The organism is Treponema sp. OMZ 790, assembly GCF_024181285.1.
Lineage (GTDB): Bacteria > Spirochaetota > Spirochaetia > Treponematales > Treponemataceae > Treponema_B.
The window spans coordinates 639,092-649,733 of record NZ_CP051201.1; the positions used below are offsets into that span (position 1 = coordinate 639,092).

A 10,642-nucleotide genomic window follows, 5' to 3' on the forward strand; every position below is an offset into this window, starting at 1 on the left:
ATGTGTTATACTATAAGGCAATGACTTGTGAGAATTCCGAAATAAAAAAAATGAAGCCTCTCAGCATCCGTAAAAAAAATGCGGTAATGGAGAGGGTTTTTGAACTTATATATTCTAGATCATCATTTTTGCTTTTAGGGCATGTGCATGCTGACGAAGATTGTATATCCTCAGTTGTAGCATTCGGCTTATTGTTGCGCAAATTCGGAAAAAACGTGAATATTTTTTTGGAAGACAATGTGCCTGATAACCTTGCTTTTTTTGCCGACATTTGCAGCTATAACTCCATTTGTTTGTCCGTAAAAGACTTAGATATTCCCTCAGATCCTGATGTCATAGTCATCTTGGATACTCCCAAACCGGATATGATAGCTTTAAACGATGAAATTAAAGTTTTCATAAACGATAAAAAAATCCCGAAAGTAGAGATAGACCATCATTTTGCTGCCGATGCAGATTATTCCGGCGATGAAGATTACAGGCTTACAATGAGAGCTTCAAGTACATGCGAAATAATAGGTCAAATGTGTTTAAAGTTTGAAAAACGCCCCGAAATTCTAAAAGAATACGGTATACAAGACCTTTACTCCCGAAACATAGTTCTTGCCATGCTTACAGGCATGATAGGCGATGCTAAAATGGGAAATTATCTTTTTACGCGCAGAGACAGGGCCTTTTATGATTATTTTTTAAGAAAATTTAATACCATACTCAGCGGGGAATTTAATAAGGGGTCGGGAAATATAAGCTCCGTTAAAGAAATATTGGATTTGATCGAAACTCTCTCAGACGAAGATGAAAGGCTTTATAATGAGGTTATGAAAAATGTTTTTTATGACGGACGTATAGGAACAATAATCCTAGATGAAAAGCAGTCCGAAGTTTTAAGCTCCGGAATCGATTATAATCAGTTTTTGGGAGTTATAAAGCGTGCCACCGATAATATAGCCGAAAATGCTCATGGAGTCGGTATATCGGCATACTTTGATCCGGTGGAGATATCGGATAAGATTCAACTCAGGATAAGAGCTTCAGGCGATGTACAAGGGATTGATGTAAGGCCTATTTTAAGCGAATTCAGTATTGCAGACGGCGGAGGTCATCCGGGTGCCATAGGTTTTCGCTTTAACCGCAGCGAGATAAAGGATTTACCGGCCTACGTCTATAGAATTTCCGAAAGGGTTAAGACTTTGATTCCGCAATGACAGCTCAAAAAATCAACTATGACAGGCTGATGCAGGAAACTATAAAAGATTTGGACTCAAACGATAAAGCTCTTTTGCTCCATTCTTGCTGTGCGCCTTGCAGTTCTTCGGTTATCTTAAAACTTGCTCCTTTTTTTAAACTTACCGTTTTTTATTATAATCCCAATATAGACACCTTTGAAGAATACGAAAAAAGAGCTGAAGAGCAAAAACACATTATTTCTATCTACAATGAAGAAAGTCTCTCGTCTCACAGGATAGAAATAATCAAAGAGACCTATGCCCCTGAAGAATTCCATAAAATTGCTCAAGGTTTGGAAGATTGTCCTGAAGGAGGGGAGAGGTGTATGCGCTGCTACCTTTTACGGCTGAAAAAAACTGCCGAAAGAGCCAAAAAAGACGGTTTCGATTTTTTTACCTCAACTCTTTCCGTGAGTCCCTTAAAAAATGCGGAAAAACTTAATAGTATCGGACTTTCTCTCGAAAGCGGAAACTGCAGATGGCTCGCTTGCGATTTTAAAAAACGCAGCGGTTACCTTGATTCCATAAATTTAAGCAAAAAATACGGACTTTACAGGCAGGATTACTGCGGATGTGTCCATTCCAAACGATAAAAAATTAGTTATTTTTATCCTTATAATTCAAGTTTTAGAATTGACTATATCCTAAATTCCTGCTATAATATAGTCCAAAGTAATCAATCTATTGACTATAAATATTAGGAGGTCAAAAGTGAAACTTGAATTAGGTATTATACCCATTAACGACATGAAATTTGGAAACAAAACAGCTGTTAATGGAACATGCCTTGAAGTAAACAAAGCTGAACTTGAGGCTCTTATCAAGGAAGATCCGCTTGTAATCGGTGTCGAATTGCACATTGCAAAGCCCGGCGATAACACTCGAATTATCCCTGTAAAAGATGTTCTTGAACCCAGATGTAAGGTAGAAGGCAGCGGAGTTTGCTTCCCCGGTTTTTTTACCGGTGAAGAGGCTGTTGTTGGAGCAGGTAAAACCCATGTATTGAAGGGTGCTGCTGTAGTTACAACCGGAACCGTTGTAGGTTTCCAGGAAGGTATCATTGACATGAGCGGCCCGGGTGCCGAATATACCCCCTTCTCAAAGACCGTTAACCTCGTTGTTGATTGCAAGATCCAGGACGATGTTACCCGCGCTATCAAAGAAAAGGCCTTACGCCTTATGGGCTTAAAAACAGCCCGATATCTCGGAGAAGCTGCTAAAAACGTAAAACCCGCTTCTGTAGAAACCTACGAAACACTTCCCTTCGTAGAGCAGGCTAAACAATATCCCAATCTTCCTAAGGTAGGATATGTTTACATGCTCCAGAGCCAGGGACTTTTACACGACACCTACTACTACGGTATCGACGTAAAGCAGATTCTTCCCACAATCATGTACCCCACAGAAGTTATGGACGGTGCAATCGTAAGCGGTAACTGCGTTTCTGCATGCGATAAGAACCCGACCTATGTTCACCAGAACAGCCCCATTATCCATGAACTCTACAAGAGACATGGAAAAGACATCAACTTCATGGGTGTAATCGTTACAAACGAAAACGTAACTCTTGCAGACAAGGAAAGATCTTCTAACCTTTCCGCAAAATTGGCCGAAATGCTCGGCTGCGATGCAGTTATCGTTTCTGAAGAAGGTTTCGGAAACCCCGATGCCGACTTGATCATGAACTGCCGCAAGATCGAAGAAAAGGGTATCAAAACCGTTCTCGTAACCGACGAATATGCCGGTCAAGACGGTGCAAGTCAGTCTCTTGCTGACTCAAACCCCTTAGGAAATGCTGTAGTTTCTAACGGAAACGCAAACGCTGTTGTAAAACTTCCCCCGATGAAGACCATCATCGGAGATGTAAAACAAGCAAACGTTATTGCCGGTGCTTGGGAAGGAAGTTTACATGCCGACGGAACAATCGAAGCTGAAATTCAGGTTATTACCGGTGCTACAAACGAGCTCGGATTCTGGAATCTTAGCGCAAGAGGAATATAAGGAGTTAAGCTATGAGTAAAGTAATTGTTCATTATATCAATCAGTTCTTTGCCGGAAAAGGCGGAGAAGACATGGCTGACTACAAACCGGAGGTTATTGACGGAACAGCAGGTCCCGGTGCCGGAATTCAGGGTGCCTTGGGAGATGCAGGAAAGATCGTCAAGACCATTATCTGCGGTGATAACTATTTTAACGAACACGAAGAAGAATGCTTGGCCTTTGTTAAGAAGGTTCTTACAGATGCAAAAGCAGACCTTCTTATTGCCGGTCCCGGATTTAACGCCGGACGATACGGTATGGCTTGCGGTAACGCAGCAAAGGTTGCCTTTGAGCTCGGCATCCCCGCTATTTCTGGTCTCTATGAAGAAAACCCCGGTTATGATGTATTTAAAGCCTTTATGTACACAATCAAGACAGGCAACTCTGCTGTAAGCATGAGAGAAGCCGTTCCTGCTATCGGAGCTTTGGCTAAAAAGATTTTAACAGGCGAGTGCATCTGCTGCCCCGAAAAAGAAGGTCTCTTACCCAGAGGCGTACGCCAAAACTACTTTGCAGAAGAAAGAGGTGCAAAGAGAGCTGTTGATATGCTCATCAAGAAGATTAAGGGTGAAGAGTTCGTAACGGAATATCCGATGCCCGTATTCGACAGAGTACCTCCTCAGCCTGCTGTTAAAGATATTTCCAAGGCAAAGGTTGCATTGGTAACCTCAGGCGGTGTTGTACCCAAGGGTAACCCCGACCACATCGAAGCTTCAAACGCTTCACACTACGGCGAATATTCAATCGCAGGTATGGCCGCTCTTTCATCAGCCGACAGCGAAACAGCTCACGGCGGATACGACCCGACCTATTGTAATGCAAACCCCAACCGAGTTCTTCCGGTAGACGTTTTGCGCGATATGGAAAAAGAAGGAAAGATCGGAAAGCTTCATGACAAGTACTATACAACGGTAGGAAACGGTACCGCTGTAAAGCGCTCAAAGAAATTTGCCGAAGAATTTGTTCAAAAGCTTGTGAACGACGGAGTGCAGGCTGTAATTCTTACCTCCACGTGAGGCACATGTACTCGTTGCGGTGCAACGATGGTTAAAGAAATCGAGAGACATCTCCCGGTAGTACATATTGCAACTGTTGTTCCTATCTCAAAGACTGTTGGTGCAAACAGAATTGTGCCGGCCGTAGCTATTCCTCACCCGCTCGGTGATCCTAAAATGAACGATGCAGATGAGAAAAAACTCCGCCGCGCCCTTGTTGAAAAAGCATTAAAAGCTCTTGAAACACCCGTTTCCGAGCAAACCGTTTTTTAATTTAGCTTTTTAAACTAAAAGCCCCCTTGCCTTTAGAGCCAGGGGGCTTTTTTTATGATTTTAATTGAAAATTAGTTTTTATATAGTATTTTTTTTTAGAATATGTTACACTTAATGCGGAGGGATTTTATGTCTTATGCTTCCTTAGAAAAGAAAATGAATAATCTGACTATCGAACAACAACAATCTGTCTTTGATTATATTAATTTCTTGTTATATAAAAATAATGCGAATAAAAAGAAAACTGTCTATAGAACCCCCGGTGGTTTGAAAGGCTCTTTTTATATGTCGGATGATTTTGATAAAACGCCTGAATGTTTTGAAGGATATATTTAATGTATTTGCTCGATACACATACCCTGTTATGGTTCTTAAATGATTCTCCTAAATTGTCAAAGAGAGCTCTTGAGATAATAACCACAGAGGGTAAAATTTTTTTTAGTATTGTTTCACTATGGGAAATAGCAATTAAGAAGACTATAGGGAAACTTGATTTGGATTCTTCCATTTCGGAGATTGAAGCTTTATGTTATGAAAAAGATATTTCACTTATACAAATTAAAGCAAAACATCTGGATAAAATAATAGAGCTTCCAAATATACATAGTGATCCTTTTGATCGTCTAATTATTGCACAGTCTATAATTGAAAATCTTATTCTTATTACAAAAGATATAAATATTCCTCATTATCCTGTTAAAACTGTGTGGTAGTCATGCAGTCTATTAATTTAATATCTTTCCCTGAACCGATTTTAAGAAGGCGGGTGAAAAAATCGTCTTCATCTTCGGTGTGGGCAATTTCAAAAATTATCTTTTCTTGAGAACTTCCTAAAAGCTTGTTTCTTTCGCTGCGGTAGCGCTTAACGGTTTCTACATCCATTCCGGCTTCTATTTCGTCTATGAGTATGATATCGGCTTCCTTTGCACGGGCAAAAAGTTTTAGGGCGAGGAGTTTTTTTCTCATGCCGCCTGAAATATTTTTTGCATTGTCTTCGAGGATAAAATTTAAAAGATCTTCATCGGTTTTTGTTTTTGAAAAATCCCATGTCTTTAAAAAGCTTGTGATATCTTTCGCTGTAAGGCCCGTTTTCATGACTTCAAAATAATTTTCGGTTGTTTCATTTAAAATGAACTCATCCTGACTTATATAAAGAATTTTGTTCTTTTTAAATTGAGATGAGTATTCCTTTATATTTTTCCCGTTGATGAGGATCGAACCGCTTGAAGCTTCAAGAAGACCTGCCAAGAGTTTTAAAAGAGAGGACTTTCCGCTTCCGTTTTTGCCGCAGATTCTCACTCTGTCTCCCGGATAAAAAGTCATATTGAAATTATTTAATAAAGGTTCAGGCATTTGTGCGGTTTTTGGTTTTTCATCATTATCCTGATTATAGCAAAAGGAAAAATTTTCGAATGCAAGGGATTGCAATGTTTCCCATTTTAAAAATTTTTCTTCCGAATCTTTTTTGCCGAGTTTTAGTATTTCTTCTATGTGCTCAAATGCAGGGAGATTTGCATAAAAGGACGATATCAGTTGCTCGGTCTGGGTGCTGAAAGAAAATATCATGTTCGAGATAAAAAACAAAAACAATAAGTCTCCTGTTGAAGTATTTTTACTTAAAACTATAACCAAGGATAGGGCGAGGAGGGTAAAAACCATGTTGATGTTTGTCAAAAGATTTTTTAAAAAGACTTGGATAAAATCATTCTTACGGGCAATCTTGATAAAATTTTTAAGCAGTTTTTCATGTTTTTCTTCAATGTAGCCTTCCAAATCGTTTGTTTTAAAGAGTTCTATCGAATCAATAAAGTAGTTTGTAAGGGCGTTAGTTTTTTTTAGTTCTGTATTTACATTTTGCGAATTCTTTTTTATGGTTTTTCTTGCCGCTAAAGAAATTAAAAAGCCTGCTCCCGACATAAGAAGGAGTAAAGCTCCCAAGACAGGATTTAAGGCTGAAATAAAAATTAAAAATAGGGAAAGCATTAAAAGATTTGAGAAGATGCGGATTCCGAAAAGGGTGAGGCTTGAGAAAACACTCATGGTATCATTAAATAAAATATTTTTAATCTTTTCTCTTCCTGTATTGCTTATTTTTTGAAAAGGAGCATTTGCTATGCTCTTAAAAATCTTATTCCGTACCCGTAATAAGATTATTCCGCCTGCCTTGTCCAATAATTGATACCAAAAAACATTTAAAAAGTTTCCTGCCAATAAACAGCATGTATATAAAAAAATATATAGGGCAAAGGCTCCGCCCCCTATTCCTTCTCTCGTTTTATCGATGAAAAATTTAAAAAGGAGGGGGAGGGTTATTTCAATGCAGGCAAGAAGAATGGTAAAAAAATAGATAAGGGAAACTAAGGCCTTGTTTTCTTTCCAAATTTCTTTGCAGTATTTAAAAAATAGTTTCATGTATTTCTCCCTTTATACGCTCTTTGTACGGCCGATATCAAAAAGCATTATACCCGTAAAGACGTTTTAATGGAAGACAGTTAAAAATTACATATACTTTGTTGGTTTATTGACAGCTTCCGCTCTTGTAGACAAATTTTTACTTTTAGTGTATCATCTTAAAATACTTTTTTTTGAGGAAAAAGATGGATTATATTGAAAGTCTTTTTAATAAGAATTTTTTGGAATATGCAAGTTATGTTATCCGCGACAGGGCCATCCCCGACCTTGAGGACGGCCTAAAGCCCGTTCAAAGGCGAATTTTACATTCTCTTTTTGAGATGGATGACGGGAAGTTTCACAAGGTGGCAAACGTTATCGGGCATTGTATGAAGTACCACCCTCACGGTGATGCTTCCATAGGAAACGCCCTCGTGGTTCTAGCCTCAAAAGAACTTTTTATAGATACTCAAGGGAACTTCGGAAATATTTTTACAGGCGATGAGGCATCCGCTCCACGATACATAGAGTGCCGCGTAAACGAATTTGCAAAGACCATCTTTTATAATCCCCATATAACCGATTATACCGTTTCCTATGACGGAAGAAACAAGGAGCCCTTAGCCTTTAGGGCCAAGCTCCCCGTAGTGCTTGCGATTGGAGCCGAGGGTATTGCCGTAGGTATGTCCACAAAGATTTTGCCCCATAATATTCTCGAAATAATAGAAGCAGAAAAAGCTTTTTTAAGCGGAAAATCCTTTGCTCTTTTCCCGGACTTTCCCACGGGAGGCTTGATCGACGTTTCGGAATACGAGGACGGCTTGGGCAAGGTCTTGGTTAGGGCCAAGCTCGACACCTCCGACGAGAAGAGAATAGTAATAAGGGAACTCCCCTTCGGCAGCACTACCGAAAGCATGATTAACTCCATAGAGACCGCTTCAAAGGCTGGAAAGGTTAAGATTTCCGAAATAAGCGACTACACAGGCGAAAAGGTCGAGATTGAGTTAAAGCTCCCCAGAGGGGTTTACTCGGCCGATGTAGTGGACACCCTTTATGCCTTTACCGAATGCGAGCAGTCGATTCCCTGTAACCTCTTGGTCATAAAGGACAATCTTCCCGTTCAAATTACCGTAACCGATATAATAAAATATCACGCCAAACAGCTGGTGCAGATTTTAAAGGATGAGCTTGAATACGAAAAAGCCATGCTGACCGACCGCCTCCATCTGCGCACCCTTGAGCGCATTTTTATAGAAGAACGCATATACAAAAAGATTGAAACGATGAAGACGGCCGAAGGAGTTATCAATGCGGTTATCAAGGGCTTTGTTCCATTTAAAAAGGAATTAATCCGCGAGGTAACCGAAGATGATGTCGATAAATTGCTTAAAATCCCCATCCGCCGCATCTCTCTTTACGATATAAATAAAAACCGTGAAGAGGTTAGGGAGATAAATAACCGCTTAAAGGAAATTGCCAAACTATTGAAGAACTTAAAAGGCTATGCAATTTCGGTTTTGGACGGAATTGCGGCCAAACTTACGGCAGAGGAATTTAAACGTAAGACCGAGATTACAGGCTTTACAAAGATTGACGTAAAAGAAGCCGTAACAAGGGACACCGCTCTCCGCTATGATGAAGAAACAGGCTATCTCGGCACCTCCGTTACTACAGGAAAAGAGATTTTGCGTGTCAGCCCTTATGACCGCATCTTTATTTTGAGGAAGAGCGGGGTTTATACCGTCATGGATGTGCCTGACCGCGTCTTTGTCGATACGGGAATGTGGTACTGCGGTTTTGCCGAAAAAGAAGAACTTTCGAAGGTTCTTTTTACGGTAATTTACCGCGATTCCAAGACAAAGTACGCCTATATAAAGAGGGCGAGGGTAGAAGGCTACATCCTAAACAGAGACTATCTTTTTGCTCCCGATAATACCGAGGTGCTTTTTGCAAGTACAAAGCCTAAATTTTCTTTTAAGCTTAATTATGCTCCTAAACCAAGAGTCAAAAAAATAGAAGAAGAATTTAAGGCCGATTCCTTTGCCGAGAAGGGCTTAAAAGCTCAGGGCGTGCGCCTTTCGGTACGAGAGGCTCTTTCTGCCGAAGAATTGACAGAAAAAAAATCCCTGATTAAAAAGGCTCAAGAAAAAAAAACTGAAACATCCGTGAAAAAGGCCGAAACAAAAAAGGCTGTTAAGAAAGACGCTTCCATAAAGGAGAAAAAAGAAGCCGTAAAAAAGCCTAAGGCTGGAACAGCATCCAAGACCGGCAAAAAAGAGAAGTCCGGCGAGGCTAAAAAAACTTCAAAAACAGGGAAGAAAAAGGTCTAAGATAAATAGGTTTTAATCGAGGAGTAGGATTTTTTTGATTTCTTCTAAAAGTTTAAGCTGTTGTTCGGCTCTGGCTATACCTTCTATTGCAGGGTCGTAACGCTTATCTAGACTTAGAATTTCCTGCCAAATTTCTATGGCACGCTGATAGTTTTTGCTGTTGTATTCTTTTAGCCCCTGAATATATAGTTTTTCTATCGTATTTTGTTTTTGATCTCTTTTATCCTGACCCAAAAGAAATTTTACACCTATACTTATACGGCTGATATTTGTAACCTGACTTGACAAGTCCAGAGTATAGTTCGCTGAAATTTGTATGTTTGAGAGATTTACTTCTCCTCCCAGGGTAAAACGGGGATTACCACCCTTGATTCCGAAACCGGTTAAAAGATTAAAATATTTGGTAATCGAAAACATCATCCCCATATTTCCGTATGGAAGCCCGGAACGCTTTATATTTGCGACATTTATTCCTTGATTTACATCCACTTCAAATAGAAAAAAGGATACGGGTCTGTATGCAAAGCCCAAGGAGATATAAGAAGGAGGTAGTTCTCCTTTTATAGGAGTCCCGAAATTCTTTAAACTTAAGCCGAAGTAAAAATTGGGCTCATTGCTGTAAAAGATTTTTGATACGTTTGCCCTTATCATTATTCCGAAGTCGCCTAGGACTGCATATCCGTTTTGACGTGAAGCATTTTGATTTTGTTTTTCGGGATATTCCAAATCTGCCGCTTCTCCCTGTCCTGAAAATGGAGGCATGGATCTTATTCCCGTTTTTATACTTCCTCCAATGCTTAAACCTTTAAAATCATAACCTGCAAGAAAATTATAAGCTATATTTGCAGTCAAAAACGTTTCGCTGTAATAGCCGGATGCCTTTTTTTGTCCGAGATGTCCGTACTCGGTAAAGGGAATGTAGAAACATCTTAAGGATGTTCCCCATCCGAGGTGGTTCTTTCTTTGCGTATAACCTATGGTTTCCAGCTTGGAATCGGCTATCCAGCTGTTATGAAGGACGTTTATTTCTGTTTCTTTTAAAAGTGCACTTGCAGCAGGATTGGCATCAAAAAAGCTTATATCGTTTGAAAGTGCAGTAAAACTTCCGTTTAATCCTTCAAAGCGGCCTCCCGACGGAATCAAAAGAGACCTAAAAGCTGTTTCTCCTTCAAACTTTTGGGTAAAAATATCAAAAGCTGACGATACGCCTCCGTAAGAATTTGAAATATCTGCACAAAAAAGGCTTATTTTTGAAGAAATGAGAAAAATAACTATGCAAACGGCTTGAATAATTCGCTTCATATTTATACTATTATATATGAATTTCGGTTTTTTTTTAAGCAGTTTTTAGAGTTTTTTGTTAAAAAAAACTCTAAAAGGCCGAAAA

General features: G+C 39.5%; 9 protein-coding genes. 7 read left to right on the forward strand and 2 right to left on the reverse strand.

The window, feature by feature from the left end; all coding sequences use genetic code 11:
* The first annotated feature begins 20 nt into the window (after positions 1-20).
* The 6 genes from E4O01_RS02990 (at position 21) to E4O01_RS03015 (ending at position 5,247) form a co-directional block, all read left to right on the forward strand.
* The gene (locus E4O01_RS02990; protein WP_253694240.1) at positions 21-1,205 is read left to right on the forward strand and encodes a DHH family phosphoesterase; all 1,185 of its coding nucleotides are present in this window, start codon (positions 21-23) and stop codon (positions 1,203-1,205) included.
* Positions 1,202-1,819 carry an epoxyqueuosine reductase QueH gene (locus E4O01_RS02995; RefSeq protein ID WP_253694242.1) on the forward strand — a complete coding sequence of 206 codons (618 nt, stop codon included), beginning with the start codon at positions 1,202-1,204 and terminating at the stop codon, positions 1,817-1,819. Before E4O01_RS02990 ends, E4O01_RS02995 begins: the two co-directional genes overlap by 4 nt.
* A 118-nt stretch (positions 1,820-1,937) precedes the next feature.
* Positions 1,938-3,227 carry a glycine/sarcosine/betaine reductase component B subunit gene (locus E4O01_RS03000; protein ID WP_253694244.1) on the forward strand — a complete coding sequence of 430 codons (1,290 nt, stop codon included), beginning with the start codon at positions 1,938-1,940 and terminating at the stop codon, positions 3,225-3,227.
* A gap of 11 nt (positions 3,228-3,238) precedes the next feature.
* A complete protein-coding gene (gene grdB / locus E4O01_RS03005; RefSeq protein ID WP_253687289.1) occupies positions 3,239-4,534 on the forward strand; it encodes a glycine reductase complex selenoprotein B in 1,296 nt (431 codons plus the stop codon).
* A 129-nt stretch (positions 4,535-4,663) separates the two neighbouring features.
* Positions 4,664-4,870, forward strand: a complete 207-nt coding sequence (locus E4O01_RS03010) for a DUF2281 domain-containing protein (protein ID WP_253694246.1) — start codon at positions 4,664-4,666, stop codon at positions 4,868-4,870.
* Entirely contained in the window at positions 4,870-5,247 is a 378-nt protein-coding gene (locus E4O01_RS03015; protein WP_253694248.1) for a type II toxin-antitoxin system VapC family toxin, read from the forward strand. Before E4O01_RS03010 ends, E4O01_RS03015 begins: the two co-directional genes overlap by 1 nt.
* On the opposite strand, the gene E4O01_RS03020 is transcribed toward E4O01_RS03015, so the two are convergent.
* A complete protein-coding gene (locus E4O01_RS03020) occupies positions 5,231-6,946 on the reverse strand; it encodes an ATP-binding cassette domain-containing protein (RefSeq protein ID WP_253694249.1) in 1,716 nt (571 codons plus the stop codon). The genes E4O01_RS03015 and E4O01_RS03020 overlap by 17 nt on opposite strands.
* 185 nt (positions 6,947-7,131) lie before the next feature.
* On the opposite strand from E4O01_RS03020, the gene E4O01_RS03025 reads away from it, so the two are divergent.
* A complete protein-coding gene (locus tag E4O01_RS03025; protein WP_253694251.1) occupies positions 7,132-9,255 on the forward strand; it encodes a DNA topoisomerase IV subunit A in 2,124 nt (707 codons plus the stop codon).
* Between the two features lie 12 nt (positions 9,256-9,267).
* Here E4O01_RS03025 and E4O01_RS03030 read toward each other — a convergent pair whose 3' ends face one another.
* Positions 9,268-10,557: a UPF0164 family protein gene (locus E4O01_RS03030; protein WP_253694253.1), complete on the reverse strand. Its 1,290-nt coding sequence runs from the start codon at positions 10,555-10,557 to the stop codon at positions 9,268-9,270.
* Positions 10,558-10,642 lie beyond the last annotated feature (85 nt).

Coding starts and splice junctions, on each gene's coding strand:
- E4O01_RS02990 (WP_253694240.1), top strand. CDS start 21: ATGACTTGTGAGAATTCCGAAATAAAAAAAATGAAGCCTCTCAGCATC.
- E4O01_RS03030 (WP_253694253.1), bottom strand. CDS start 10,557: ATGAAGCGAATTATTCAAGCCGTTTGCATAGTTATTTTTCTCATTTCT.
- E4O01_RS03015 (WP_253694248.1), top strand. CDS start 4,870: ATGTATTTGCTCGATACACATACCCTGTTATGGTTCTTAAATGATTCT.
- E4O01_RS03020 (WP_253694249.1), bottom strand. CDS start 6,946: ATGAAACTATTTTTTAAATACTGCAAAGAAATTTGGAAAGAAAACAAG.
- E4O01_RS02995 (WP_253694242.1), top strand. CDS start 1,202: ATGACAGCTCAAAAAATCAACTATGACAGGCTGATGCAGGAAACTATA.
- E4O01_RS03010 (WP_253694246.1), top strand. CDS start 4,664: ATGTCTTATGCTTCCTTAGAAAAGAAAATGAATAATCTGACTATCGAA.
- E4O01_RS03025 (WP_253694251.1), top strand. CDS start 7,132: ATGGATTATATTGAAAGTCTTTTTAATAAGAATTTTTTGGAATATGCA.